We start from the raw sequence: 25,230 nt of genomic DNA on the forward strand, positions 1-25,230 counted from the left end.
TTGAACCAAGCCCGCCGCCGTCTATTTTCCCTCCGCATGAGCGGACCGCTTAACTATCGCTTCAGCCCGGCCCAGCGGGGCGCGCGGGGCATGCGGGCCCTCGCCACCGCCATGCTCGCGGGCATGGCGGCGCTGTTCATCGCCACCACCGGCCTTCTCGACCAGCATCCCGCCTGGGGCTTTGTCCGGGCCTTCGCGGAAGCGGCGATGGTGGGCGGAATCGCGGACTGGTTCGCCGTGACCGCCTTGTTCCGCCATCCGCTTGGCTTGCCGATACCCCACACGGCGATCATTCCGCGCAACAAGGACCGGATCGGCGACACTCTGGCCGTCTTTCTTCGCGAAAACTTCCTCACCCCCTCCGTCGTCGCCCGGCGGATGCGCCAGGTAGACGTCGCCGGAGCCGTCGGTCGGTTCCTGGCCCAGCCTCCCGCGGAAGGGCGGCTTCGCCAGGGCGCTTCCCGTCTCCTTGCCGACATCCTCGAGGCGCTGGACGATGAGCAGCTCGGCGGAATGGTCAGAAATGCCGTCGCCGCCCGGATGAAGGCGATCGACGTCGCGCCCTTGCTGGGCCAGACGCTCGAAGCCGCGATGACCGAGGATCGGCACGTGCCGATGGTCGACGCCATCGTCACCTGGGCCGGCCGGACGCTCGACGCCAACGAGGACCTGATCCGCAACATGGTCCACCAGCGCGCCGGCTGGATCCTCCGCCTGGCCGGACTGGACGAGAAGCTGGCGGAGGCGATCATCGACGGCCTCAGGCGGCTGACGATCGACATGGCGGTGGATCCCGACCACCCGCTTCGCGCCAAGGCCGAGGAAGGCCTCGCCCGGCTGGCGGCGAATCTGCAGGCCGATGCCGAGACCCGGGCGAAAGTCGAGGCCTGGAAGAACGAGATGATCGAGAACAAGGCCGTGACCGACTGGCTGGGCGGGATCTGGGAAAATAGCCGGGCAGGACTGCTGAAGGCCGCGCGCGATCCCGACGCGGCGATGGCCGGCAAGTTCGGCGAGGCCCTTCGGCAACTCGGCGACACGTTGCAGAAGGAACCGCAGCTCAGGAAGGCGATCAACCAGTTCGCAAGGCGGGCGGCGGGCGGAATCGTCGCTTCCTATGGCGATGGAATCGTCAAGCTCGTCTCGGAGACCGTCCGCGCCTGGGATGCGCGCACCGTCACCGACAGGCTGGAATCGGCGGTCGGGCGCGACCTGCAATATATCCGGATCAACGGCACGCTCGTCGGCGGCCTTGTCGGCCTGACCATCCACACGGTCGAACATTTCGTCTGACGCGGCTGCGGCGCAAGGATCTTGCTGGCCGGTTGGCTGCCGGGCATGTTTCTTGCGAAGAATCGCCTGTTGGTTGTCTGGTCCGAACCGCAACGTATCTGAGGCGCCCATGAGCGCCGATCTCGCCATTCTCTTCGAACATCCCAGCTGGTTCCGACCGCTTTTCGAGGCGCTGGAGCGCCGCGGCATCTCCTTCGAAGCCGTGCGGCTGTCGGACCACAGCTTCGATCCCGAATCGAAGACGGTTCCGGCGCCGCTCGTCCTCAGCCGGGTGGCCATGTCCAGCTTCCTGCGCGAGGCCGAACATGGGATCTTCTATGCCGGGGCCCTGCTCGACCATTGGGCGCAAAACGGTGCGACCGTGCTCAATGGGGCGGAGGTGATCGCGCTCGATTCCTCCAAGGCACGGCAGCTCTCGCTGATCTCCCGGCTGGGCTATGCAATTCCGAAGACGCGGGTGGTGCACCGGGCCGCGGATCTGCTGCCGGCTTGCGAGGGTCTGACCTATCCCCTGCTGGTGAAGGCGAATATCGGCGGCTCCGGCGCCGGTATCGTGCGCTATTCCAGCGAGTCGGAGCTGGCCCGGTCCGTCGCCGACGGAACCATTCCGGAAAGTCCCGACAAGGTCCTGCTTCTTCAGGACTATGTTCCGGCGCGCGGCGGAACGATCGTCCGGATCGAGACCCTGGCCGGCAAATATCTTTATGCCATCGAAGTCGAAAGCGGCGGCGATTCGTTCGATCTCTGCCCCGCCGACGCCTGCATCGCCCAGCCGGGCCGAGCGGCCATCCGGATGACCGCGATCGAGCCGCCCGCCGGGATCATCGAAGCGGCGGAGCGGATCGCCCAGGCTGCCGGCCTCGACGTCGGCGGAGTCGAACTGATGATCGACGATCGCGACGGCACGCCCCGTTTCTACGACATCAATGCCCTTTCGAACTTCGTCGCCGATCCATTGGCCGTGCTCGGCTGGGACCCGCACGAGCGGCTGGTCGACCACCTGCAAACCCTGATCCCGGGAAACAACTAGAATGCGCTACGGTTACTGGGCCCCCGTCTTCGGCGGCTGGCTCCGCAATGTGAAAGACGAGGGAATGGAGGCGAGCTGGGACTATCTCTCCCGCCTCGTCCGTCGGTCGGAGGAGATCGGCTACGACCTCACCCTGATCGCCGAGCTCAACATGAACGACATCAAGGGCGTCGAGGCGCCGGCGCTCGATGCCTGGTCGACGGCGGCCGCACTGGCTGCCGTCACCCGATCGATCGAACTGATGGTCGCGGTTCGCCCGAACTTCCACCACCCGGCGCTCTTCGCCAAGCAATCCTCCAATATCGACCGGATCAGCAACGGCCGACTGGCGCTCAACGTCGTTTCGTCGTGGTGGGCTGCGGAAGCCCAGCAATATGGGCTCCAGTTCGACCAGCATGACGATCGCTACGCCCGTACGTCCGAATGGCTGAAGGTCGTCGACGGCCTCTGGACGGAGCCCCGCTTCAGCTTCGAAGGGCAATTCTACCGCACCGATTCGGCGGTCAACGAACCGAAGCCGAGCCGCAAGCCGGTCATCTATGCCGGCGGCGAGTCCGAAGCGGCCAAGACGATGATCACCCAGCAGTGCGACGCCTATGTGATGCACGGCGACTCGGTGGACGTGATCCGGGGCAAGATCGCCGACATGCGGGAGCGTCGCGAACGCGCGGGCAAGCCGCCGATGATTTTCGGCATGGCCGCCTATGCGATCGTCCGCGACAGCGAGGCCGAGGCGCAGTCGGAAGTGGACCGGATCACCGACATGGGCGGCACTCCGCCGCCCGGCTTTGCCAATTTCGACCAGTGGCTTTCCGGCACCCAGCTGGAGCGCGAACTGAAGATCCAGGAATATAGCGTCAGCAATCGCGGCCTCCGGCCCCGCCTGATCGGAACGCCCGAGCAGATCCGGGAGAAGATCGCCGCCTATGAGGAAGCTGGTCTCGACCTTCTGCTCCTCCAGATGAGCCCACAGGCGGAGGAGATGGAGCGTTTCTCCGCCCAGGTGATCCGTCCCGAGGCCTGAAACGCCCTGGACCGACCGAACGGATCGGGCCGCACAGGATCGGATCGATATCTGCGCCGGGCGGGATCGCCAGATGCGGGGGCGGAGTTGTCGTCTATGGGGGGCGCTTCGGTCGTCGAGTCGACGACCCTGATGCAATGGAGTTCAGATGGCCGGCTTCAAGAGCCCCGATTTCAACGAGCGCATCGCGGCCGCCCGGGCTGCGAAGCAGGACGCGCTCGAAAAGCTGCGCAACAAGCCCGCGCCCGACCCCGGAGTGATCGCCGAACGGCAAGCGGTCCGGGCCGCGCGCGACGCTGCCGCCGCCGACCGGCGCGCGGCCCGGCAGAAGGCTGCCGAAGAGGCCAAGGCGGCCAAGGCGGCCGCCGGGGTGCCGGCTCAGCAGAAGAGCGATCCTGAGGCCCCAGCGGAACGTCCGCAGGCCAGCGAAGCCGAACGGAAGGCCGCACGCGACGCGCGCTATGCGGCCCGGAAGGCCCGGAAGAAGAAGTGAAGCCACGGGAGCTGATCGGAGTCGCCGAAGTGCCGGGCGGGCCACCGCTCCGGTTGGTCCGCCACGCCGACGACTTCATCATCATGCTGGAGCGCAACGAGCTGATGAGCAGCCGGATGAGCGGATCCGAAACCGCCCTCGGCGCCCTCGCCTGTCAGCGGCTTCGCGATCCGGCCGGCGCCCGGATCCTGATCGGCGGCTATGGGATGGGCTTCACCCTTCGTGCCGTGCTGCAGGCGCTCGGCCCCGCCGGGCGCGTCGTGGTGGCGGAACTCGTCCCCGAAATCCTCGAATGGGCACGCGGGCCGATGGCCGCGCTGACCGGGGACTGCCTCGACGACCCGCGAGTCGAGATCAGGATCGACGACGTCGCCAGGCTGATCGAAGCCGGCAAGAGCGACTTCGACGCGATCCTGCTCGATGTCGACAATGGTCCCGACGGGCTGACCCGGGAGGGCAATGATGCCCTTTATTCCGCGCTCGGCCTGGAGCGCGCCCGTGCCGCCCTGAGGCCGCGGGGAATCCTTGCTGTCTGGTCGGCCGGCGCCGACCCGGCTTTCACGAAACGCTTGAAGCAGGCGGGCTTCGCGGTGGACGAGGTCCGGATCCGGGCCCGGGAGAACGGCAAGGGCCCGATGCACACGATCTGGTTCGCCACGCGCGCCTGAGCCGAACGGCGGCTAGGCCGCGATCCCCTCCAGCGCCTCGCTGGCTTCGAGCCAGGCCTGCTCGGCCCTGCCGATCTGCCGTTCGATGTCCGCCCGACGTTTCATGAGGTCCGTCATCGTCAGCTTCGACAGCTCCGAGTCCGCGGCCGAGGGATCGAACATCGCCCGTTCGATCTCGGCGCGAAGGCGGGTCAGGCGAGCAACCTCCGCCTCAGACTCCTTCGCCCGCTTGCGCAGATTCGCCCCCTTCTCGCGAGCCTCGGCGGCAAGCCGACGCGCTTCCTTCTTGTTGACCTTGTCGCTCTTGCCGGGTGCCTTGTCGTCGCCGGCGAGCACCAGTCGGATATAGTCGTCGATGCTGCCGTCATATTCCCGGGCGGTGCCGTCATGGACCAGCACCAGGCGGTCCGCCGTCGTTTCGAGCATGTGGCGGTCGTGGCTGACGATCACCACCGCGCCGGTATAGGCGTTGAGGGCCTGGATCAGAGCCTCGCGCGCGTCGACGTCCAGATGGTTGGTCGGCTCGTCGAGGATCAGCAGATGCGGCGCCTGGCGCGTGATCAGCGCCAGCGCCAGCCGGGCGCGCTCGCCACCGGAAAGCTTGCCGACCTTGGTGGTGGCCTTGTCTCCGGAAAAGCCGAAGCGGCCGAGCTGGGCGCGAACGGCGGCCGGCTTCTCGTCCCGCATCAGCCGGGTCATATGTTCCAGCGGGGTATCGTCGCTGCTCAGTTCCTCGACCTGATACTGGGTGAAATAGCCGACCCGCATCCTGGAGGTCGCCGCCATCTCGCCTTCCATGGGCTTGAGCTGCGCCGCGAGCAGGCGGGCGAGCGTGGTCTTGCCGTTGCCGTTGCGGCCGAGCAGGGCGACCCGGTCCTGCGGGTCCAGCCGGAGGTTGAGCCGGGTGAGGATCGGCCGGTCGCCATAGCCGACGCTCGCCATGTCGAGGGTGATCAGCGGCGGACGCAGTTCGTCCGGCTTCGGGAAATCGAACGAAAGGGACGGATCGTCGATCACGGCGGCGATCGGCTGCATTCGCGCCAGCGCCTTCACCCGCGACTGCGCCTGCTTCGCGGTCGAAGCGCGGGCACTGTTGCGGGCGACATAATCCTGAAGCTTGGCGCGCTCGGCGAGCTGCTTCTCGCGGGCTGCCGCCTGCTGCGCCTGGCGCTCCGCGCGCTGCCGTTCGAAGGCGTCGTAGCCGCCTGGATAGAGCGTCAGCTTGCCCCTTTCGAGGTGAAGGATGTGATCGACGACATTGTTCAGGAAGTCGCGTTCGTGGCTGACGATCAGGATCGTCGCCGGATAGGCTTTGAGGAAGTCCTCGAGCCAGAGCACCGCCTCGAGATCGAGGTGGTTTGACGGCTCGTCGAGGAGCAGAAGATCGGGCTCGGAGAAGAGCAGGGAGGCCAAGGCGACCCGCATCCGCCAGCCGCCGGAGAAGCTTTCGAGCTCGCGATGCTGCATCTCCTCGTCGAAGCCGAGCCCGACCAGGATCCGCGCCGCCCGGGATGGCGCCGAATGGGCGTCGATCGCGTTCAGCCGCTCGTGGATCTCGCCCAGCCGGTCGGGATCGTGGCTGTGCTCGGCCTCCGCGAGCAAGGCGGTGCGTTCGGTGTCGGCGGCGAGCACCGTTTCGAACGGGGTCGCGGTGCCGCTCGGCGCTTCCTGGGCGATATAGCCGAGACGGGCGGAACGCGGCATTTCGACGCTGCCGAGGTCGGGATCGAGCATCCCGGCGATGACGCGCACGAGCGTCGATTTGCCGGCGCCGTTGCGGCCGATCAGCCCGATCCGCCCACGCGGCGGCAAGGCCGCGCTGGCGCCGTCAAGGATCGTTCGCCCGCCAAGGCGGACCGTGATGTCCCTCAGATTCAGCATGCGGGCCTGTAACAGGATCGGGTCGCCAGCCCAAGGGGCGGCTCGTAAGGGCCGAAGGACCGACCTGGTTGCATCCACTTCGCGCCCGAAGCAGCCATTCAAAGGTCGGCATCAATCTTTCGAAAGCGGCCGCTGGAAGCCTCTGAGCCCGACGAGAGCAGGCCGGGCAGATCATCCATCCCCGGCCGTGTCAAGCAGGTGACCGCCTTGCCTGAAGCAGCAGGGAGGATTTGCCGGGTCAGACTCATTTTCCTGCCGCCCCTCCTCCAGACCTGAAACTTGCGGGATCGGCCGCTTTCGGCTGCGCTCGCCGCTAGCGATCGAGAATCTGGCGCACCTTCGCCGCGAGGGCGGCGAAGGTGAACGGCTTGCTGATAAGGTCCACGCCCTGATCCAGCCGCCCGTTGTGTACGATGGCGTTGCGCGTGTAGCCGGTCGTGAAGAGCACCTTGAGGTCGGGGCGGACCCGCAACGCCTGATCGGCAAGTTGACGTCCATTCAGCCCCGGCAGGACGACATCGGTGAACAGCAGCTGCACATCCTGCCGCGTCTTCAGCAGTTCCAGCGCCTGGTCGCCCTCGGGCGCTTCAAGCACCTGATAGCCGAGCTCGCGCAGAACCGAGGTCGAATATTCGCGCAGTCCATCATGGTCCTCGACGACCAGGATGGTCTCGGACCCGCCGTCCGCGGCAATCTCGAGCTGCGGCCGTGAAGCCTCGGCGTTCGGATCGACTTCTCGAGGGAGATAGAGCTTGATGGCGGTGCCCGCTCCCGGCTCGCTGTAGATCCGTATATGTCCTCCCGACTGCCTGACGAAACCATAGACCTGGCTCAATCCCAGCCCGGTACCCTTGCCGATCCCCTTGGTCGTGAAGAACGGCTCGAAGACGCGATCCAGCGTCTGCCGGTCCATGCCATGACCGGTGTCCGTGACCGCAAGCATCACATATTGACCGGGTGGCACCGGCTCGGTGAGTGCCGTGACATACTTCTCGTCCAGCCACACGTTCGCGGTCTCGATCGTCAGCTTTCCGCCATCCGGCATTGCGTCACGCGCATTGATGGCGACGTTCACCAGCGCGCTTTCGAGCTCGGCGGGGTCCGCCTTCGCCAGCCACAGCCCGGGCGTGGAGACCGTCTCCAGCGCGATCCTCTCGCCCAATGTTCTCCGCAGCAGATCGGTGAGGCCGATTGCCAGCTTGTTGATGTCGATCGCTTCCGGCTTCAGCGGTTGACGACGGGCGAAGGCGAGCAGCCTTGAGGTGAGGGTCGAAGCCCGCTCGGCACTCTGAAACGCCATGCTCTGCAGGCGGCGAAGGTGGTTGATGTCCAGCTCTTTTGCGGGATCATCCAGCTGACGCCGGATGCTGTCGAGGCTGCCCATGATCACCGTGAGCAGGTTGTTGAAGTCATGTGCCACTCCGCCGGTCAGCTGCCCGATCGCTTCCATTTTCTGGGCCTGGCGGAGCGCCTGCTCGACCTCCATCCTTTCCGTTATTTCGTCCGCGACCCGCTGCTCCAGAGTCTCATTGAGCCGGGTGAGCTCGCGGTTAAGATGATCGGCTCGGGAGAGAGCGGCGGATAGCTCGATCGCCTTGTTGCCAATCTCCGCTCGCGCACGATCCAGGGCGCCGGCCAGAGTCTTGGCACGCTCTGTGGCCTCGCGCGCGGCGCGGACGAGGCCGCTGCTCGCCAACTGCGCCGCCTCCGCTTGCAGCAGCGCCGGCAGCAAGGGGGCATCGGCGAAACGCTCGATCGGCAGCCGGCACCCTCCGCCAATCAGCAGAAAGACGACTGGGCCATAGGCGAAGCACTGCGCCGGCTTGAGCGTGTCCTGATCGGGAAAGGGGAGCTGCAACGTGCACGGGGTGCCGGGAGCCGGGCGCTCCTTCAGAAAGGCACGCCACAACGGCCCGCCGGGTAGTGTTTGCGGGAATCCGGGTGCGACTGTCAGTGCGCCGATCTCCGGATCGTGCACAAAGACGAGGAAGGCTTCGGCCCCATGCTCGCACGCAATGCGCTTCGCCTCCTGGGCACGTGTGTCCGGCCTTGCGAGCCGGCTGGCAAGATCATTGATGTCGAACAGCACCGATCAATCCGCGAACACGCACACGACCGCAGTGCAATTGTGAAATCCTTCGAACTGCCCTTCAGCCCGGGCAATCTGCCCGTGGGTGTTGCAGCCCGCGAGCGCAGCGTCCCCGATCCGGCTCGTGACCGCATCGACTTCAGCTTTGAAATGATCGCCGCATCTCAGCCGCGTGGCGACGCAGTCGAAGAACAACGCGGCCTTTGGCCGGTTGGGACCGATTTTAGCGAGCGCCGCATCGGTGGCGCGTTCAGCCGCCTCGGCCGCCGACTCGTGTGGGCTCTTCATGATGCGAACGAGGCTGCCGGTGGGAATTTCCGCAGCACAGTGAACCGAGCCGTCCTTGTTGACAGCGAGGGGTACACGCAGCCGATAACCGCTGCCTGTGTCGATGCCTATGATATTCTGCAGAAAGAACGGAATGGGTGCGGCACGGTCGATATGCTCGCCCTTGGCCCGGGCATGTTCCTCGAAGGCCTCCACTGCCGGCAGTCCGTTCAAGCTGATGAGCTTCAGACCGGTCGCTTCGGTGACCCGGTAGGGTTCGGATGCCGGTTCCCAGCCATGACTGACGCCGATTCCCAGCGGCTTGTGCGACAGGATCTCCAGAGCGATCGCGGCATTCGAAAGCACCTGTGTTCCACAAAAGACTGTGGTGCGCTCGAAGCTGGCATTGTCGCCGGCGCCGCCACCGAAGAACTGATACTCGCCCGCGGTTTCGATCGTGAGGGCATCGGTCAGTGCATCGGCATAGCCTGCCAAGGCATCGGTAAGGATCAAAGCGGATCGGTGAGGATAGGAGTGATCTCCACAGCCTGCGAACCCCCGAACGATCTCTTTAGCCGCCGCGGCGGGATCCTGCCGCAAGCTATGGCCGATCTGCGCGGTGAATTTCGACTCCTCGTCATGGATCGCAAGGGCGGTGGCCAGCCCCACTCCTACCGTGTCGTTCGTGAACTCTCCGGCGGACGACGCTCCGACAATGATTGCGGAAGGCGCTCCGTCTCGAAGGGCCTGAAGCAAAAGCTGGTGATCGTAAGTAGGCGCTGCGAAGACGATGATCACGTGCGGGGGCAGCGGGAGCGCAGCATTTATCTGCTCCGCAAGGGCGGCGCCTGCTGCCGCGCTGTCCATCTGCGCCGTCGAAACTGCGACCGTTTCCATGGACCTCACCTCTGACGCCCCCCGTCTGAAGCATTAACGGGTGGCTTAGGCTGGTCAACGTCCGAACCTGTCAATGCCTGTTGGCCACTGTTGCGGCTTCTGCGGCGGATTTCGGGGCATAGAGCGCGCGCGCCCACAGGGCAGTCGATCCCCAGCTGGCTGATTGCTAGGCGTCGGCTTGGCGCCAGACGCCAGCCGAGGGGCGGACGTGAGGCGGGAGAGAGGCGCCGAGGTCCGACCGATCCCTGTTGAAAAACCCGCGGTGAAATCAAAATCCGAGCCCTCAAGAGAGGCGCCCTGGCGAGCTTTGAAAAATCGGGGCCGGAAATCAAAGAGCCGCAAGTCGGGCGACCCATGCCGGGGCGCGGCGGCATCCTCACTCTCCGGATGCAGCCCTCGCGAGTGTTGCCGAGATAACACAGTCGACGTTACAAGTCAATTTGGCCCGCCCTTCTCGACCGTCCTGCGCCGTGCGAGGTACAACCTCCTCCCGTCCGGTCGGTCTGCGGCTGTACCAGGGCCGAAACAGCTGGAGCGTTTGCTGTCTGCAAGGCTATGAGGTCGGAGCCCGCTCGCGCGGTCATCGAGGGAGGACATCATGAAAATGCCTGTCGCACTCGCCGTCCTGTTCGCCGTTACGCCGGTCGCCGCCGTCCATGCCCATCATGGCTGGAGTTCCTATGACGAGACGCGGCCGATCACCCTGACCGGTTCGCTCCGCAACGTGTCCTGGAGCAATCCGCACGGCACCGCGCAGATGACGTGGCAGGGCAAGCAGTGGGATGTCGTTCTTGCTCCGGTCCGGCGCATGGAAGCGCGCGGCCTTTCGGCCGACATGATCTCGAACGGCCAGACCGTGACGATCACCGGCTATGCCCGCAGCGACGGAACCCCCGAGATGCGACTGGAACGCCTGCGGGTTGGCGAGCGCACCGTCGAGTTCCGCTGACGGCGAATGGAAGCCGCGCTGTCGGCCGCCGCCGGATGGCTGCAGGCCATCGGCTATAGCGACTGGGCGCGCTTTTCGCCCCTGGTCTACCCGATCGCCAACGTGGTTCACCTGCTGGGCCTGGTCATGCTGGTCGGCGGGATCGGAATCGTCGATCTGCGGACGGTCGGGTTGTGGCGTTCCCTTCCGCTGGCCGAGCTGTCACGCGCGCTGACGCCGATCGCGGTCGCCGGGCTGGCGATCCTGGCGGCGAGCGGAAGCCTGCTGTTCGCGGCAGACGGACCGGCGCTCGCTACTTCCGGAATGTTTCACCTGAAGCTCATCCTGATTCTTATCGCGCTAGGCAACGTGGCGTTGTTCCATCTGCTTCGGCGTCCCCATGGCGGCAAAAGACGGGGAGAGGCAGCACCGCTGGAGCGCGCGGTGGCTGCGGCCTCCTTGTTGCTATGGCTTGGAGTCGCGGCCGCCGGACGGATGATCGCCTATAGCTGATGACGGGAGCCATGGCCCAGCAGTTCGAACCGCTTGTCCAGGGTTCCAGGCTTGGTGCGGAGGCGACAAACCGCCATGAAGTGAGCAGGCCGCCAAGAAGGCGAAGCTCATGGCCTACCTGGCTTCGCACCTGCCTCCCGACTTCGCGAAAGCAGCGGAGCGAAAGTGGATTTGGCGGGAGCAGGCCGAGCGCGCGGGAATGCTTAAGCACTATGAATTCCTGTACCGGCTTACGAGTAAGCTTCTTCATTCGACACCGCTCAATATTCTCACTGAGAAGGTGCTCAGCCCCTCCGAGAGGGTGATCGTGATGGACTACATCGTCGTGGCCTCGCTCGATCTTCTCAAAGAGATAGGGCGATTTGACCATCCTGGACGTATGAAGGCATTGTTGATCAGTGGGTAACCGACCAAGCTCCTTTTGCTGAACGACCATCGTTTTTCGGGACATGAGGAGTCATTTGTGCAATCGCGCGGGCGGTTTCACTCGCGCTGAAATACGCAGATGTTCCCGATGCAATGAGAGCGTGAAAGGAAGGCGAGGAAGCGATGAGCGTCACTCTTGATCGACTTATTCGTCACCCCCGCTGAACGGCTAGTCGTAATCGAGGCGCCAGAGGTAGAACCATTTTCATGCGCTCAGAGGACCTTCTCTTGGCCTGAGTTTCACCGCCTTCAGCATTAGGGTATCATCCGGCCTGCCTCTCCGGAGACCTATGCCGGTGAGGTGGCAGGTTCTTGGAAGCTATCATTCTTTGGCCTCGTCGTTCGGGCTGCTTTGCAACGCGCGCCTGAATGATCGTTGGCATTCCGGGCTTTGAGATCGCCTTGATTCAGAGTCGCAGCATCGGCAGTCGTTCGCCAATCTCGGCCATTCATTCCGATCGCGTGCTGTCCTGGAGCTGCCATTCGCTCAGTATGTATCTGGCGACCTCTATCGGGGCCGAGCGGGTCATTCCTGCAGAAGTGCTTTACAACATTTTTCGTGAGGCATAGCGTTCACAAGGTTGTGAGGCTGGGGGGACGCTTCATTACGAGACGGGGGAGCACTATCGCTTCGAGCTATAATGCAACCGGGTCGATGCTCGGGTATCTGTACCAGTGTCGTGAGGCGCTGCTACTTGCCATTTTGGAGACAAAAACACAGCCAAGCCTTTCGGTCTCGATCGAGCGCTTCGACGATGTCACCTTTGAGCAGCACGGCACGGCGACAGAACAACTTCAGCTCAAGCACCACGTAAACCCGTCGAGCCTGACCGACATGAGCGTCGACCTGTGGAAGACGCTAAGGATCTGGAGCGAACTAGTCGCCGCAGATCCGCAATTGCCATTCGAACGGCGGTTCACCATCATCACCACCGCCCAGGCTCCAGCCGGCTCGGCTGCTGAATTGCTGAGAGCAGCGCGGCCATCCGAAGACGCAGAGAAGACGGCGCTCCGTCTTCTCCAGGCAGCTGCCGCAGACTCAACCAACCAGGAATCGGCCGCGGGGCGAAAGGCCTTCCTTGCGTTGTCCGAGCAAGACCAGAGCAACCTGCTTGCGGCTATGCGTATCCACGACAACGCGCCCAGCATCACCAATGCGCGAAGCGAGATTGAGGAGCAGCTCTACTTCTCGGCGCCAGATGGCAAGGTCTCGGACCTCGTCGATCATCTTGAGGGGTGGTGGTTCGCGCAAGTCGTCACATCGCTCGCCGAACCGGGCGCACTCGCAATATCGCTCCTCGCGTTACGCGCGAAGATAGATGAGATCGGCAGGGCTTTTCGCAACAGCGAGCTGCTGATCAACCCGGAAACGCTGGCGGTCTCCGCCGAAGATCTGCCCAACTCCGATGACCGAATATTCGTCCAGCAGATGCGCTGTGTCGACGTAGCGGAGGAGTCGATCGAGCTCGCGAAGCTCGACTTTTATCGGGCAACAGCGCAACGTTCGAGCTGGGCGCGGGAAAATGCGCTGCTCGACGGCGAGGCGGCCCGTTACGATGCCGATCTGGTCGAACGGTGGAAGCGGGAGCGCCTTGCCCGCGAAAGCAGCGTTAAACCTTCGACTGAAGACGAGAAGAAACTGTTCGGCCGCGACCTGTTCCACTGGGCCAACCGCATGCAGGCACCGTTCCGCAACCGCCATGAACAATGGCTGTGCACGGGGTCCTATCAGATCCTTGCCGACGGCGTGACGGTCGGCTGGCATCCCGATCACAGTACGATGTTCGGCACTCGCGCCAAGGACAAGGCCGCATGAGCCTGCTGGCGTGGGATAAACGTCCGCGCGAAGAAGCGCATCTGTTCAACCCCGCCTTCTGCGCTGCGGCGCTGCACGAGTTCGTAAAGGAGTATCAGAAGGCGAAGGGAGCGGCCGCCCCTTATGCCCTGCTGTTCTGTGTTCTTTCGATCGCGCTCCATTGCAAGACTCGGCGCGCTCTGCCGGGCTCGACGCTCACGTCACTCTATTCATGGCGTGAGCGCAATCCGCAGGTGCTAGTCGGCTTCGCGGAACGCGCCCGCTCGCTACGGCCGGTCGCGCAGGAAGCGCTGCGCTTCGCGATCGATCGCGGCGCAATCGCTTTCGCCGACGATGGCGGGGTCACGCTCGGCTCAAAGCCGCTGGTCGTCGCGAAAAGCTTCGAGGATGCTCTCACCGACGACGCCCGCGAGTGCATCGCCGCGACGCGCTTGCTTGGACGCTGGTTTGCAAAGGCTGGCACGACATCGACGATCATGGCCGCCTGGGGGGTCAAACCATGAGCATGAGCATAGGGGCGATCGTACTCTATTCGCATTCGGGCGAGCAGCGCGAGCTCACTTTCAAGAGCGGCTGCCTCAACGTCATCACCGGCGACTCCAAGACCGGTAAGTCCGCAATCATCGACATCATCGATTATTGCCTTGGCCGGAGCAGCTGCAACGTGGCCGAGGGCGTCATCCGGCGCAGCATCTCTTGGTTCGCGGTGCGCTTGCTGAAAGGCGACGATGAGCTGTTCGTCGCCCGCAAGAATCCGGGTCCCGGCACGGATACTGGCGGCGATATCTATGTCCGCCGCGGTACGTTCGACGCGGCGCCGGCGTTCGACGAACTCGCGCGAAACATGGTCGAGGCCGAGCTCATCTCCCTGTTGTCGCGTTTCGTCGGCATCTCGGAGAATGAACACAGGCCGCAGAGCGGTACGCGGCTGCCGTTGCAGGCAACGATCCGGCACGCCTTGTTCCTCTGCTTCCAGAAACAGGATGAAATCGATAACCGCGACCGGCTCTTCCATCGACAGGGCGATCAATTCATCCCGCAGGCGATCAAGGATACTCTGCCGTATTTTGTGGGCGCGGTTGATGAACAGCACTTCCTGCGGCAGCACGAGCTCGATCTCGCGCGGGAAGCCTTGCGCGAACTTGAGCAGCGCGCCCAGCGGCAAAATGAGGGACGCAACGTTGACATGGCCCGCATCCGCAGGCTGGTCACGGACGGCAAACGTGTCGGTTTGATCGTGCCTGAGTATGAGCCGGTCGAGATAGATACCGCGCTGGAAGTACTCGACCGCGCTACGCGCACCGATCTAACCACCACAGCGGCGCTGCCCGACTTCGGGGATTCCATCAATCGGCTGCGGGGCGAACAGGCTACTCTCAGGAGCGGTCTCGAACGGGTGAACGAAGAAATTCGGGCCTCGAGGCTCATGCTGTCGGAACAGAGCGCCTATTCGCGCGAAGGCCATGAACAGCGGGCTCGCCTCAGTTCGATCGGCTTGTTCAAGGTCGAAGCCGACGGTCATCGCTGTCCGTTGTGCGACACGACGCTCGATGTGCCGACACCGGGCGCCGCACAGGTCGCCAATGCGCTGCGCTTGGTGGGCGATCAGCTCGCAGCGGTCGAAGTCGAGCAGCCGCACCTTCAACGTCACATTGAAAGGCTGGAGCAGCGAAAGGGAGAACTTGAACGTGAACTGGTCGAGGCGCAGAACTCGCTGTCGCGGCTGATCGCGGACGACGCCCGGGCCAAGGCTCAGCAGGATTTGTTGGTGGACCAAGCACGCGTCATCGGCCGGATCGGTGCCTTTCTGGATGCGGTACGCCCAAGCGAGAGTGACTCCGATCTGGGGCCGATGATCGAGACGGCGAAGCGCAAGGTCGAGACGCTTGAGACCGCCGTCAATGCCGACGACGTCGCCCAGCGCCTTGACACCTATCTCAACCTAATCAGCAAGCAGATGTCAGCCTTCGCCGAATCCCTCGATCTCGAGCATAGCGGCAGCGAGCTTCGGCTCGACATCAAGAAGCTCACCGTGGTCGCCGACACGCTCGACGGCCCAATACCGCTCAATCGGATGGGAAGCGGCGAGAACTGGGTAGGCTATCATGTGCTCACTTATCTCGCGCTGCACTGGTGGTTCAGAAAGCGCAATCGGCCGGTGCCGGCAACGCTGATCTTTGACCAGCCGAGCCAAGCCCATTATCCTGCCGAGCGCGATCAGGAGGGCAGTCTTGATCCCCTTGACGACAAGGACCGTCACGCTGTGCAGGCCTTGTTCGAACTAATGCACCGCGCCTGTCAGGAGATCGAAGGTCTGCAATTGATCGTGCTCGATCACGCCCATCTCGCCAATGACTGGTTTGAGGCTTCGATCGTCGAGGAATGGCGTCGCAACCGCTTCCTCGTGCCGCCCGCATGGGACGAGCGTAACATCTGACGCCTTTGTTTTACCGAGTGCGGGAGTCACGTAGCTGCGTGCGACCGCTAATGCCTTGGCAACCCAACGGCCGCCGGTCGGCTGACGGCCAGAAGCCGACATTTAACTGGCTCGAAAACTCGGCTCCTGCTTAGCGCGGGCACGGCGCGCGCGACTGATTCCGCCGGCTCTCCTGAATGAACGGCGTATCCGCTCCTCCAGCGTCGGCAGCGGCACCGAGCCCAATTGGATGATCGCTTCGTGGAACTTGCGCTGGTCGAAGCGGGGGCCGAGATCGCGCTCCGCCTCGGCGCGCGGCGGCGGGATACGCTGCGAACGGCCCAGCCTCGTCAACCGCGCTTCGGATGCACTTTCAATTCGCCAATGATGCACTCCATCCAAGCTCGGTAAGGTCGACCTGGTCGGCGCGGAACTGCTCCTCGAAATCTTGATCCCAGGGAAACCTGTCGAGACTGTCGGGCCAAACGAGCTGCAGGCAGGCGAAGTCGCTGTCCTGGTAGAACCATTTCGACGAGAGAAGCCACTCGTCGCGATGGGTTGAACTCACCGGAAAGAAGGCGACACGAACGCCGTCGGCGATCCCCTCGACAGGGCGGCCGACCGGGAGAGTGTTACCAGCCACGCCCCCCCTGAAGATGTCCCAGAAAATGGAATGGGCGGTCCGTCCTGGAAGCCCAAAGACGATGATTTCGGGAGCGCCTGCAGTCAGGCAGAAGCCGGTGGTATAGGTAAAGCTCGGCTGCCCATTGTCAGCGACAACGTGCGTGCAGAACCATCCGTGTTCGCGAACGTCTGCAACGATCGTGCGTTCGTAAGCGCTCAGCGCTTTGGCCGGCAGGTCGAGCGCCGTGGCCGGTGGAGCTCCATGCGTTTCAGCCCGGGCTCGGCTGCCCATCTTGCGGAAGGGGTCAAGCCAACTCATTCGGTCCTCCACTCGGTTACCTATCCGCAAGTATACCCACCGCCTGCGCGCCCCTGGACGCGAGGCGCAGGCATCCAGCAGCCGCTACGCTACTGACCCCGCCGGCTCTCCGCGATGAACTGCCGGATCCGCTCCTCCAGCGTCGGCAGCGGCACCGAGCCGAGCTCCAGGATCGCGTCGTGGAACTTGCGCTGGTCGAAGCGCGGGCCGAGCTCGCGTTCGGCCTCGGCGCGGAGGCGGCGGATCTGGAGCTCGCCGAGCTTGTAGGCGACCGCCTGGCCGGGCCAGGAAATGTAGCGGTCGACCTCGTTGACGATCTCCAGCTCCGACAAGGCGGTATTGTCGCGCAGATATTGGAGGGCCTGGTCGCGGGTCCAGCCATAGGCATGGATGCCGGTGTCGATGACCAGCCGGGCGGCGCGCCACATCTCGTAGCTCAGCCGGCCGAAATCCTCATAGGGCGTCTCGTAGATGCCCATGACGGTGCCGAGCCATTCGACATAGAGGCCCCAGCCTTCGCCATAGCCGGAGAAATAGGTCTGCTGCCGGAATTCGGGCCGATCGGGGCCTTCCAGGGCCAGCGCCGCCTGGAAGCTGTGCCCGGGCGTGCATTCGTGAAGCGCGAGCGCCGGCAGCTGGTAGAGCGGACGGGTCGGCAGGTTGTAGGTGTTGAACATGCAGTTTTCGAGGCCGCCCCGGCCGCTGGTGTAGATCGGCGCGATCTCGTCCGGAACCGGGACGATGCCGTGGCGGTAGCGCGGCAGCGTGCCGATCGTCTCGCCGAGCACGCCGTCCGCCTTCTTCACCACATAAGCGGCGGCGGCGAGAAGCTCGCGCGGGGTGCGCGCATAGAATTGCGGATCGGTCCGGAGGAACTGGATGAACTCGGGCAAGGTGCCCTGGAAGTTCGCCCGCCGCATCACCTGTTCCATCTCGGCGCGGATGCGCGCGACCTCGCCAAGACCGATATCGTGGATCTCGCGCGGGGAGAGATCGAGCGTCGAATATTTGCGGATCATCGCCCGGTAATAGGCTTCGCCGTTCGGCATCTGGTGAGCGCCGAGACTGGTCCGGGCGCGGGTCATATATTCCTCGCGGAACATGGTGTGGAGCTGGCGGTAGGCGGGGATCGCCGCTTCGCGAATCGCGGCCATGCCCTCGGCGCGAAGCCGCGCCTGTTCATCCGCCGGGATGGTCGAGGGCATGTTCGCGAAGGGCGCGTAAAGCGGGTTGCCTTCGCCCTCGGCGAGGAACGGCTCCATCGTCCGTTCCCGGCCCGGCAGGGTCACGCGCGGGATCGAGAAGCCGCGCTCCAGCCCGGCGCGCATGTTGGCGATATGCTCCCCGAAATAGCGCGGCAGGTCCCGAAGCCGGCCGATATAGCGGCGATATTCCTCGGCATTGGCGAAGCCGGTCCGCGGCGCGAGATAGGTCCAGAAGAAGGAATCCGAAGTGAACGGCGCCTCGTAGGTTCGAAAGCGGACGTCGTTCGCATCCTCCTCGATGATCGCCCGGAACACGGCCGCATTCACCCGCTCCTCGGGAGAAAGCGCGTTCACGGGGATCCGGTCCAGCTCGGCGAGAACCCGTTCCCAATAAGCGAGCCGTTCCTGCTGGGCGGCGGGGGCGACGCTCGGCCAGCGATCGGCCAGAGCGCCCGGACCATGGCCGGGCAGCCGCCCGAACTGTTCGCGCCGCCATTCCCATTCCGCATTGTAGAGCTGGCGCAGCCGCTCGTCGGCGGAGTTTCGCGAGGCGGTCGCCGCCGCCGGCTGCTGCGCCGCAGCGGCGGGAGACAGCGCGCAGGCAGCGGCGGTGGCAAAAGCGAGGCGGTGAAGGGTGGAGCGCATCGGCAACTTTCTGGCTGGCGGGCTTGGGACGGGCGCAATATCGTATACGAAATTCCTCCGAGTCAATCGAGGCGCCCGTGGATGCACTGAAGCTTAGCCGTCGAACCCTGCTCGCAAGCGCCGCCGCCGCGGCGATCCTGCCGAAATCGGCGTTGGCCGAGGCGGCGTCGCTGCCAGGCGCGGTACGGCCGCTTCCGCTGACTTCCGTCCGGCTCCTGCCGTCGCTGTTTTTCGACGCGCTCGAAGCGAACCGGCTTTACCTGTTGAGGCTCGAGCCGGACCGGCTCCTCCACAACTTCCGAACGAGCGCCGGACTCGAACCCAGAGGTGCGGCCTATGGCGGCTGGGAAGCGGACACGATCGCCGGCCACAGCCTTGGCCATTATCTGAGCGCGCTGGCCCTGATGCATGCCCAGACCGGCGACGAGGAATGCCGCCGTCGCGCGTCCCATATCGTTGCGGAGCTGGCCCGGTGCCAGGAGGCGCATGGTGACGGCTATGTCGCCGGCTTCACCCGCCGCCGCGGCGAGACGATCGAGGACGGCAAAGCGCTCTTCGCGGAACTGGTGCGGGGCGACATCCGGTCGATGCCGTTCGACCTCAACGGCTGCTGGGTGCCTTTCTACAACTGGCACAAATTGTTCGCCGGCCTGTTCGACGCCCAGGCCCATTGCGGCATCGCGCAGGCCCTGAGCGTAGCGAGCGGCCTTGGCGGCTATATCGAGCGGGTGTTCGCGGCGCTGGACGAGGACCAGGTGCAGCGCGTGCTCGACTGCGAACATGGCGGGATCAACGAGAGCTTCGCCGAGCTCCACGCCCGCACCGGCGATCCTCGCTGGCTCCGGCTCGCCGAGCGCCTTCGCCACCGGCGGATCCTCGATCCCCTGTCCGAGCGTCGCGATGTCCTGCCCTGGATCCATGCCAACACGCAGATCCCGAAGCTGATCGGGCTCGCCCGGCTGCACGAGATCAGCGGCACCGCGGCGCATGCCGAGGCTGCCCGCTTCTTCTGGGAAACGGTGACCCGCGATTATTCCTATGTGATCGGCGGCAATGCCGACCGGGAATATTTCCCGGAGCCGCGCACCGTTTCGCGCCATATCACCGAGCAGACCTGCGAAAGCTGCAACAGCTACAACATGCTGAAGCTGACCCGGCACCTGTACGGCTGGCGTCCGGAGGCTCGCCTGTTCGACTATTACGAACGGACGCACATCAACCATATCCTCGCCCAGCAGGACCCGGCGAGCGGCATGTTCGCCTATATGGTGCCGTTGATGTCGGGCAGCCATCGGGAATATTCGACGCCGTTCGACAGCTTCTGGTGCTGCGTCGGCACGGGAATGGAAAGCCATTCGAAACATGGCGATTCGATCTGGTGGCAGAGCAACGACACTTTGATCGCCAATCTCTACATCCCCTCCGTCGCCGAGTGGAGCGCGCGCGGCGCCACCGTCCGGATGGATACCGCCTATCCGTTCGGCGAACAGGTGATGCTGAGCCTCGACCGGCTCGAACGGCCGTCACGCTTCACGCTTGCCCTGCGCGTTCCGGGCTGGTGCGAAGGGGCGCGGGTCAGGATCAACGGGCGCGCCGATCCGGCACCCGCGCGCGACGGCTACTTCCGGATCGACCGGGAATGGCGGCAAGGCGACCGGATCGCGCTCGACCTGCCGATGCGGCTGCGCACCGAGGCGACGGTCGACGACCCGTCCGTGGTCGCGCTCCTGCACGGACCGGTCGTGCTCGCGGCCGACCTCGGCGCCACCGACGCGCCGTTCGAGGGCCCGGCCCCCGCTTTGGTCGCGGCCGAGCCGCTCACCGGGTTCGTCGCCGTCGATCGATCGCGGGGCCGATTCCGAACCAGCGGCATCGGCCGGCCGGCCGATCTCGATTTCGCGCCCTTCTTCGAGCAGCGGCAGCGGCGGACCGCCGTCTATTTCGAGACCTTCGACGAAACGGGCTGGGCCGCCGAGCAGTCGGAGCGGTCGGCCGAGGCGGCGCGCCTTCGCGCGCTCGACGCCCGATCCGTCGACATCATCGCGCTCGGCGACGAGGAGTCCGAGCGTGCGCACGACCTCGAATCGCTTCGCAGCTATGCGGTCGTCTATCGCGGGCGCCGCGGTCGCGACGCCCGCAGCGAAGGCCATTTCGAGTTCACCGCGAATGTACGGCCGGGCCCGCTCAGTCTCCACGCCACCTATTGGGGCGACGAGCGCGACAAGCTGTTCGACATCCTCGTCGAGGGGCGGAAGATCGCCACCCAGCGGCTTCACGCAGAGCGGCCGGGCGAGTTCTTCGACGTGGAATATCCGATTCCCCCGGAGCTGACCGACGGCAAGGATCGGGTCCGGATCCGGGTGGAGCCTTCGACCCCGACCGCGCGCGGCGGGCCCGTCTTCGGCCTTCGCCTGCTGCGGCCCGAGACCGTCTAGACGCCCTCACGATTGAAAGTACCTAGATTAAGTTCGCCCTGAGCTTGTCGAAGGGCTTCCCTTCTTCTTCCGGGAAATAGGGGAAGTCGGGTTTCGACAATGACCCGGTGCGAACGTCCCCCGGAAATTCGCAGCCAAGCCGGGGGCCCGGCGCCCGGGTCATCAGCCCGAACGGTTCAAGGAGAATCCGGCAGCGTCTAGATTCCGGTCACCGGCCGATCCTTCGCGGCAAGGCTGCGCGACCGGCTGTAAAGGAAATAGACGGCAAGCCCGATCAGGTTCCAGATCAGGAACCGGACCAGGGTCAGGCCCGGAAGGCTGAAAAGAAGATAGAGACAGCCGAGGATGGTCAGAGATCCGACCAGATAGGGGGCGGGGCATCGGAACACCCGCGGCAGGTCGGGACGGGTGCGCCGGAGCGCCATCATGCAGGCGCCCACCGCGATGAAGGCGGCCAGCGTTCCGGCATTGGCGAGTTCGGCAATCTGGGCGAGCGGGAAGAAGCCGGCGACCAGAGCGATCGCGACTCCGGTCACTGCGGTCATCAGGGTCGGCGTTCCGCTGCGCGGCGAAACCCGGCTGAAGGCGCGGGGGAGCAGGCCGTCGCGCGCCATCACGAAGAAGATCCGGCTTTGGCCATACATCATCACCAGGATCACCGAGGGCAGGGCGACGAGCGCGGCGATCGCCACGGCCCAGGCGGCGAAGGGCTGGTCGAGAGTCCGAAGCACCAGCGCCAGCGGCTCGGCAGAATCGCCGAGCTGGCGGTAGTCGAGCGCTCCCACCGCGGCGAGCGCGACAGCCATGTAGATGATCGTGCAGATCATCATCGATCCGATGATTCCGATGGTGAGGTCGCGGCCGGGATTCTTGGCCTCCTCGGCCGAGGTCGCGACCGCGTCGAAGCCGTAAAAGGCGAAAAAGACGATCGCAGCCGCCGCCATCACCCCCCGGGTCGTTCCTTCGGCATCCACCGTGCTTCCGAAGCCATAGGGCATGAAGGGGGTGAAATTGGCGCCGTTGAACGCCGGCAGGGCCAGAACGACGAAGGCGGCGAGCGCGGTGAGCTTGATGATCACGAGGATGATGTTGAGGGTCGCGCTTTCCCTGGTGCCGGCGATCAGCATTCCGGCCACGGCGAGCGACACCAGGACGGCGGGAAGATTGATCAGGCCCGGACTGGAATCGGCCAGCGGTCCGGCGAGCAGGGCCGGCGGCAAGCCGATTCCGATCGATTGCAGCCATCCCACCAGATAGCCGGCCCAGCCCACCGCGACGGCGCTGCAGGCCACCGAATATTCAAGGATGAGGCTCCACCCCACCACCCAGGCCAGAGTCTCGCCGGCCACCGAATAGGTGTAGGTGTAGGCGCTTCCGGAGGTAGGAATCAGGGTGGCCAGTTCCGCATAGGCCAGCGCGGCGCAGGCGCAGACCGCACCGGCAATCAGGAAGGCGAGGATCACCGCCGGGCCGGCCCGGTCGGCGCCGACGCCGGTCAAGGTATAGATGCCGGTACCGACAATGGCGCCCACCCCGAGCGCAACGAGATGCGGCCAGCTGAGCGATTTACGAAGTCGGTGATGCTCGGCAAGCGTGGCGTGCGTGTCGATGGGCTTTATCGGTCCGAGCAGCGATCCAGTCATCCTCATTCCCCCCGTTTCGTTTTTTTTCATTCGGCCGGCAGTTGCCGTCGCAAATCTTCCAGTGCCTGGCGGATATGCGCTTCCACCAGGCGCTCGACCTCGTCCTGGTCGCGTCTGCACCAGGCGTCGAACAAGGCGCGATGCTCCGCGCTCGCGCGCTCGTCGCGGCCGAGCGGCTCCAGATGCTTGCGCACGTAGCGCTCCGAAAGGAGGTGAAGCCGCTCGAGTATGTCGCAGGTAATCGGCTGGCGCCCCGGCCGAAGCAGAGCGAGGTGGAACGCCCGGTTCGCGAACCCGACGCCCTCGCCATGGCCGCCGATGATCCTGTCGAGCTGGTCGAGGCGATCGCGCGCCTGCCGATGGTCGCCGGCATCGGCCAGTGACGCGGCGAGGGCGGCCGCGGCAGGCTCGAGCTTGAGCCGGAGCTCGAACACCTCGGTCGCCTCCTCGGCACTGAGCGGGCTGACGAAATAGCCGCGATTGGCCTCGGAGCGGATCAGCCCGTCGCTTTCGAGCCGAGCCATGGCTTCGCGAAGCGGGATCTTGCTGACCCCGAGCTCGGCGGCGAGCGCATCCTGCCGGAGCGGCCGTCCCGGAGCGACGATCCCGGCGAGGATCCGCTCGCGCAGCCGATCGACCAGGCTGTCAGACAACGGAGAAGCCCGCGTGGAAGGGGTCGGCGCGGTCTATCCAGACCGTGTTGAAGCCGGTCGCGATGGCCGATCCCTCGATCGATGGAATGATTGCCGGCCGGTCGCCGACCCGGGTTTCCGCCTCGATCCGGCCGATGAACCGGCTGCCAATATAGCTTTCATGGACGAAGCGATCGCCCGGCTGCAGCCGGCCGGTTCCGGCGAGATGGGCGAGCCGGGCGGACGTGCCGGTCCCGCACGGACTGCGATCGATCGCGCGCTCGCCGTAGAAGACGGCGTTGCGGCCGTCGGCGCCTTCCCCCTTGGGCGAATCCGCCCACAGGACATGAGTGACGCCTCGGATCGTCGGGTCGAGCGGATGGACCGGCTCGAAGCGATCGCGGACGAGCTGGCGAACGGTCCGGCTGAGCTCGACGATCCGCGAGGCGCCGAGAGCGTCGAGCCCGCCATAGGGGCCCTGCGGCTCGATGATCGCATAGAAGTTGCCGCCATAAGCGACGTCCACCGCCAGAACACCGAAACCCGGCACCTCGATCTCCAGGCCGCGCTCGGCGATGAAGGAGGGAACGTTGCGGATCCGGACGGAAGTCACCTTCTCGCCGGCCGTTTCATAGTCGATGTCGATCAGGCCGGCAGGAACCTCGATCCGAAGCCTTCCCGGAGTGCGCGGTTCGACCAGCCCATGTTCGAGCGCGAACGTGACCATTCCGATCGTGCCATGGCCGCACATCGGCAGGCAGCCGCTCGTCTCGATGAACAGGATTCCGCAATCGGCTTCCTCGCGGGTGGGCGGGTAGAGGAAGCCGCCCGACATCATGTCGTGGCCGCGCGGTTCGAAGCAGAGCCCGGTGCGGATCCAGTCGAACCGCGCCAGGAAGTCCTGCCGTCGCTCGGCCATGGTGGCTCCGCGGAGCAGAGGCGCTCCGCCGGCGACGAGCCGCACCGGATTGCCGGCCGTATGGCCATCGATGCAGAAGAAGGTATGGCGCATCAGGCGGCGTCTTGAGCCTGTCGAAGGGCGGCGTCGGCCTGGGACAGCGTCGGACGGGTCGCGGCCGCCTCCTCGACCATCGCGATCACCTGGGATCGGCGGGCGCCGCTGAGCGGCAGGCGGGGCATCCTGACCCGTTCCGAGCCCCGGCCCATCACCTGTTCGGCCAGCTTGATCGACTGGACCAGATCATGTTCGGCATCGAGATGGAGCAGCGGCATGAACCAGCGGTAGATCCGGCGCGCCTCGTCCAGGTCGCCGCGTTCCACGGCCGCGAAAAGGGCGACCGATTCGCGCGGGAAGGCGCTGGTCAGGCCGGAAACCCAGCCCGAAGCGCCCAGGACCAGTCCCTCGAGGGCGACATCGTCCAGGCCGGCCATCAGAGTGTAGCGGTCCCCGAAACGGTTGATGATGTCGGTGAAGCGCCTCGGATCCGGCGCGCTTTCCTTGATCGCGACGATGTTGGGCACGTCCGCCAGCCGCTCGAGGACGGCCAGGTCGATCGTCACCCGGTAGGCCGGGGGATTGTTGTAGAGCATGATCGGCAGCGAAGTCGCCTCGGCCACCGCGCGAAGATGGACTTCAAGCTCTTCCGGCCTGGGAACATAGACCATCGCCGGCAGCACCATCAGGGCGTTCACGCCGATCGACTCGGCATCCCGGGCAAAAGCGACCGCGCGGGACGTGGTCAGTTCGGAAACTCCGGCCACCAGCGGAACCCGCCCGCCGACGGCGTCGACGGCCGCTTCGAGCACGGCGCGCTTTTCTTCAGGCTCGAGCGAATTGTTCTCACCGCACGTGCCGAGCAGGACGAGTCCGTCGACGCCGTCGTCGACGAGCGCCTTCTGCACCTGCCGGGTTTCGGAAAGGGAGACCGAAAGGTCTTCCGCGAACTGGGTCGTGGCGGCGGGATAGACTCCGTGCCACAGCGGCCTTGCACTCAAGCGTTCCTCCATTGCTGCGCCGAATCGTAT

Annotated in this window: 24 protein-coding genes; 13 read left to right on the forward strand and 11 right to left on the reverse strand. The window is 65.1% G+C overall.

What is annotated here, in order from left to right; all coding sequences use genetic code 11:
* Positions 1 to 90 precede the first annotated feature (90 nt).
* From ACRYLT_RS03690 to ACRYLT_RS03710, 5 genes are all read left to right on the forward strand, one after another.
* Positions 91 to 1,293 (forward strand): DUF445 domain-containing protein, encoded by a 1,203-nt coding sequence (locus tag ACRYLT_RS03690; RefSeq protein WP_482662757.1) that lies wholly within the window; start codon positions 91 to 93, stop codon positions 1,291 to 1,293.
* 109 nt (positions 1,294 to 1,402) lie between these two features.
* Complete coding sequence (locus ACRYLT_RS03695) at positions 1,403 to 2,323, forward strand: ATP-grasp domain-containing protein (RefSeq protein ID WP_482662758.1); 921 nt, start codon at positions 1,403 to 1,405, stop codon at positions 2,321 to 2,323.
* A 1-nt stretch (position 2,324) separates the two neighbouring features.
* Positions 2,325 to 3,347: an LLM class flavin-dependent oxidoreductase gene (locus ACRYLT_RS03700; RefSeq protein ID WP_482662759.1), complete on the forward strand. Its 1,023-nt coding sequence runs from the start codon at positions 2,325 to 2,327 to the stop codon at positions 3,345 to 3,347.
* Between the two features lie 148 nt (positions 3,348 to 3,495).
* On the forward strand, positions 3,496 to 3,840 hold the full coding sequence (locus tag ACRYLT_RS03705; protein WP_482662760.1) for a DUF6481 family protein: 345 nt from the start codon (positions 3,496 to 3,498) through the stop codon (positions 3,838 to 3,840).
* Positions 3,837 to 4,508, forward strand: coding sequence for a spermine/spermidine synthase domain-containing protein (locus tag ACRYLT_RS03710; RefSeq protein WP_482662761.1), 672 nt, complete (start codon positions 3,837 to 3,839; stop codon positions 4,506 to 4,508). Before ACRYLT_RS03705 ends, ACRYLT_RS03710 begins: the two co-directional genes overlap by 4 nt.
* 12 nt (positions 4,509 to 4,520) lie before the next feature.
* Here the strand turns inward: ACRYLT_RS03710 and ACRYLT_RS03715 are convergent, their stop codons facing one another.
* The 3 genes from ACRYLT_RS03715 to ACRYLT_RS03725 form a co-directional block, all read right to left on the reverse strand.
* Positions 4,521 to 6,389, reverse strand: coding sequence for an ABC-F family ATP-binding cassette domain-containing protein (locus ACRYLT_RS03715; RefSeq protein ID WP_482662762.1), 1,869 nt, complete (start codon positions 6,387 to 6,389; stop codon positions 4,521 to 4,523).
* A gap of 313 nt (positions 6,390 to 6,702) precedes the next feature.
* Complete coding sequence (locus ACRYLT_RS03720) at positions 6,703 to 8,478, reverse strand: ATP-binding protein (protein ID WP_482662763.1); 1,776 nt, start codon at positions 8,476 to 8,478, stop codon at positions 6,703 to 6,705.
* A 3-nt stretch (positions 8,479 to 8,481) separates the two neighbouring features.
* Positions 8,482 to 9,543 (reverse strand): FIST signal transduction protein, encoded by a 1,062-nt coding sequence (locus ACRYLT_RS03725; RefSeq protein ID WP_482662764.1) that lies wholly within the window; start codon positions 9,541 to 9,543, stop codon positions 8,482 to 8,484.
* A 697-nt stretch (positions 9,544 to 10,240) separates the two neighbouring features.
* On the opposite strand from ACRYLT_RS03725, the gene ACRYLT_RS03730 reads away from it, so the two are divergent.
* The 3 genes from ACRYLT_RS03730 to ACRYLT_RS03740 all read left to right on the forward strand — a co-directional run bounded on the left by ACRYLT_RS03730 (position 10,241) and on the right by ACRYLT_RS03740 (position 11,489).
* On the forward strand, positions 10,241 to 10,591 hold the full coding sequence (locus tag ACRYLT_RS03730; protein WP_482662765.1) for a DUF6152 family protein: 351 nt from the start codon (positions 10,241 to 10,243) through the stop codon (positions 10,589 to 10,591).
* 6 nt (positions 10,592 to 10,597) lie between these two features.
* Positions 10,598 to 11,083: a DUF6644 family protein gene (locus tag ACRYLT_RS03735; RefSeq protein WP_482662766.1), complete on the forward strand. Its 486-nt coding sequence runs from the start codon at positions 10,598 to 10,600 to the stop codon at positions 11,081 to 11,083.
* Between the two features lie 109 nt (positions 11,084 to 11,192).
* A complete protein-coding gene (locus tag ACRYLT_RS03740; protein WP_482662767.1) occupies positions 11,193 to 11,489 on the forward strand; it encodes a hypothetical protein in 297 nt (98 codons plus the stop codon).
* Here the strand turns inward: ACRYLT_RS03740 and ACRYLT_RS03745 are convergent.
* The gene (locus ACRYLT_RS03745) at positions 11,479 to 11,643 is read right to left on the reverse strand and encodes a SipW-dependent-type signal peptide-containing protein (protein WP_482662768.1); all 165 of its coding nucleotides are present in this window, start codon (positions 11,641 to 11,643) and stop codon (positions 11,479 to 11,481) included. The genes ACRYLT_RS03740 and ACRYLT_RS03745 overlap by 11 nt on opposite strands.
* Before the next feature lie 235 nt (positions 11,644 to 11,878).
* Between ACRYLT_RS03745 and ACRYLT_RS03750 the strand changes: the two genes are divergently transcribed.
* From ACRYLT_RS03750 to ACRYLT_RS03765, 4 genes are all read left to right on the forward strand, one after another.
* Positions 11,879 to 12,079, forward strand: coding sequence for a hypothetical protein (locus tag ACRYLT_RS03750; RefSeq protein WP_482662769.1), 201 nt, complete (start codon positions 11,879 to 11,881; stop codon positions 12,077 to 12,079).
* An 85-nt stretch (positions 12,080 to 12,164) separates the two neighbouring features.
* Positions 12,165 to 13,325 (forward strand): ABC-three component system protein, encoded by a 1,161-nt coding sequence (locus ACRYLT_RS03755; RefSeq protein WP_482662770.1) that lies wholly within the window; start codon positions 12,165 to 12,167, stop codon positions 13,323 to 13,325.
* A complete protein-coding gene (locus ACRYLT_RS03760) occupies positions 13,322 to 13,828 on the forward strand; it encodes a three component ABC system middle component (RefSeq protein ID WP_482662771.1) in 507 nt (168 codons plus the stop codon). Before ACRYLT_RS03755 ends, ACRYLT_RS03760 begins: the two co-directional genes overlap by 4 nt.
* Positions 13,825 to 15,762 (forward strand): DUF3732 domain-containing protein, encoded by a 1,938-nt coding sequence (locus ACRYLT_RS03765; RefSeq protein ID WP_482662772.1) that lies wholly within the window; start codon positions 13,825 to 13,827, stop codon positions 15,760 to 15,762. Before ACRYLT_RS03760 ends, ACRYLT_RS03765 begins: the two co-directional genes overlap by 4 nt.
* 102 nt (positions 15,763 to 15,864) lie before the next feature.
* On the opposite strand, the gene ACRYLT_RS03770 is transcribed toward ACRYLT_RS03765, so the two are convergent.
* The 3 genes from ACRYLT_RS03770 to ACRYLT_RS03780 form a co-directional block, all read right to left on the reverse strand.
* Positions 15,865 to 16,134, reverse strand: a complete 270-nt coding sequence (locus tag ACRYLT_RS03770) for a DUF885 family protein (RefSeq protein WP_482662773.1) — start codon at positions 16,132 to 16,134, stop codon at positions 15,865 to 15,867.
* Positions 16,115 to 16,684, reverse strand: a complete 570-nt coding sequence (locus ACRYLT_RS03775) for a DUF4262 domain-containing protein (protein ID WP_482662774.1) — start codon at positions 16,682 to 16,684, stop codon at positions 16,115 to 16,117. Before ACRYLT_RS03775 ends, ACRYLT_RS03770 begins: the two co-directional genes overlap by 20 nt.
* Before the next feature lie 89 nt (positions 16,685 to 16,773).
* Positions 16,774 to 18,534: a DUF885 domain-containing protein gene (locus ACRYLT_RS03780; protein WP_482662775.1), complete on the reverse strand. Its 1,761-nt coding sequence runs from the start codon at positions 18,532 to 18,534 to the stop codon at positions 16,774 to 16,776.
* A gap of 77 nt (positions 18,535 to 18,611) precedes the next feature.
* On the opposite strand from ACRYLT_RS03780, the gene ACRYLT_RS03785 reads away from it, so the two are divergent.
* Entirely contained in the window at positions 18,612 to 20,969 is a 2,358-nt protein-coding gene (locus tag ACRYLT_RS03785; protein ID WP_482662776.1) for a beta-L-arabinofuranosidase domain-containing protein, read from the forward strand.
* A 197-nt stretch (positions 20,970 to 21,166) separates the two neighbouring features.
* Here ACRYLT_RS03785 and ACRYLT_RS03790 read toward each other — a convergent pair whose 3' ends face one another.
* Genes ACRYLT_RS03790 through ACRYLT_RS03805 form a run of 4 tightly spaced genes read right to left on the reverse strand, consistent with a single transcriptional unit; the run spans position 21,167 to position 25,212 of the window.
* A complete protein-coding gene (locus ACRYLT_RS03790; protein ID WP_482662777.1) occupies positions 21,167 to 22,612 on the reverse strand; it encodes an amino acid permease in 1,446 nt (481 codons plus the stop codon).
* A 26-nt stretch (positions 22,613 to 22,638) separates the two neighbouring features.
* Positions 22,639 to 23,265, reverse strand: a complete 627-nt coding sequence (locus ACRYLT_RS03795) for a GntR family transcriptional regulator (protein ID WP_482662778.1) — start codon at positions 23,263 to 23,265, stop codon at positions 22,639 to 22,641.
* A complete protein-coding gene (locus tag ACRYLT_RS03800) occupies positions 23,258 to 24,256 on the reverse strand; it encodes a 4-hydroxyproline epimerase (protein WP_482662779.1) in 999 nt (332 codons plus the stop codon). Before ACRYLT_RS03800 ends, ACRYLT_RS03795 begins: the two co-directional genes overlap by 8 nt.
* A complete protein-coding gene (locus tag ACRYLT_RS03805) occupies positions 24,256 to 25,212 on the reverse strand; it encodes a dihydrodipicolinate synthase family protein (RefSeq protein ID WP_482662780.1) in 957 nt (318 codons plus the stop codon). Before ACRYLT_RS03805 ends, ACRYLT_RS03800 begins: the two co-directional genes overlap by 1 nt.
* Positions 25,213 to 25,230: the final 18 nt, after the last annotated feature.

This window comes from Sphingosinicella sp. SM1-17, assembly GCF_056821765.1.

Bases quoted from the DNA above. Each gene is read 5' to 3' on its own strand.
- ACRYLT_RS03750 (WP_482662769.1), top strand. From the start codon at position 11,879: ATGATCGTTGGCATTCCGGGCTTTGAGATCGCCTTGATTCAGAGTCGC.
- ACRYLT_RS03780 (WP_482662775.1), bottom strand. From the start codon at position 18,534: ATGCGCTCCACCCTTCACCGCCTCGCTTTTGCCACCGCCGCTGCCTGC.
- ACRYLT_RS03800 (WP_482662779.1), bottom strand. From the start codon at position 24,256: ATGCGCCATACCTTCTTCTGCATCGATGGCCATACGGCCGGCAATCCG.
- ACRYLT_RS03695 (WP_482662758.1), top strand. From the start codon at position 1,403: ATGAGCGCCGATCTCGCCATTCTCTTCGAACATCCCAGCTGGTTCCGA.
- ACRYLT_RS03690 (WP_482662757.1), top strand. From the start codon at position 91: ATGCGGGCCCTCGCCACCGCCATGCTCGCGGGCATGGCGGCGCTGTTC.
- ACRYLT_RS03740 (WP_482662767.1), top strand. From the start codon at position 11,193: ATGGCCTACCTGGCTTCGCACCTGCCTCCCGACTTCGCGAAAGCAGCG.
- ACRYLT_RS03700 (WP_482662759.1), top strand. From the start codon at position 2,325: ATGCGCTACGGTTACTGGGCCCCCGTCTTCGGCGGCTGGCTCCGCAAT.
- ACRYLT_RS03705 (WP_482662760.1), top strand. From the start codon at position 3,496: ATGGCCGGCTTCAAGAGCCCCGATTTCAACGAGCGCATCGCGGCCGCC.
- ACRYLT_RS03735 (WP_482662766.1), top strand. From the start codon at position 10,598: ATGGAAGCCGCGCTGTCGGCCGCCGCCGGATGGCTGCAGGCCATCGGC.
- ACRYLT_RS03730 (WP_482662765.1), top strand. From the start codon at position 10,241: ATGAAAATGCCTGTCGCACTCGCCGTCCTGTTCGCCGTTACGCCGGTC.
- ACRYLT_RS03755 (WP_482662770.1), top strand. From the start codon at position 12,165: ATGCTCGGGTATCTGTACCAGTGTCGTGAGGCGCTGCTACTTGCCATT.
- ACRYLT_RS03765 (WP_482662772.1), top strand. From the start codon at position 13,825: ATGAGCATGAGCATAGGGGCGATCGTACTCTATTCGCATTCGGGCGAG.
- ACRYLT_RS03715 (WP_482662762.1), bottom strand. From the start codon at position 6,389: ATGCTGAATCTGAGGGACATCACGGTCCGCCTTGGCGGGCGAACGATC.
- ACRYLT_RS03805 (WP_482662780.1), bottom strand. From the start codon at position 25,212: ATGGAGGAACGCTTGAGTGCAAGGCCGCTGTGGCACGGAGTCTATCCC.
- ACRYLT_RS03775 (WP_482662774.1), bottom strand. From the start codon at position 16,684: ATGAGTTGGCTTGACCCCTTCCGCAAGATGGGCAGCCGAGCCCGGGCT.
- ACRYLT_RS03790 (WP_482662777.1), bottom strand. From the start codon at position 22,612: ATGACTGGATCGCTGCTCGGACCGATAAAGCCCATCGACACGCACGCC.
- ACRYLT_RS03760 (WP_482662771.1), top strand. From the start codon at position 13,322: ATGAGCCTGCTGGCGTGGGATAAACGTCCGCGCGAAGAAGCGCATCTG.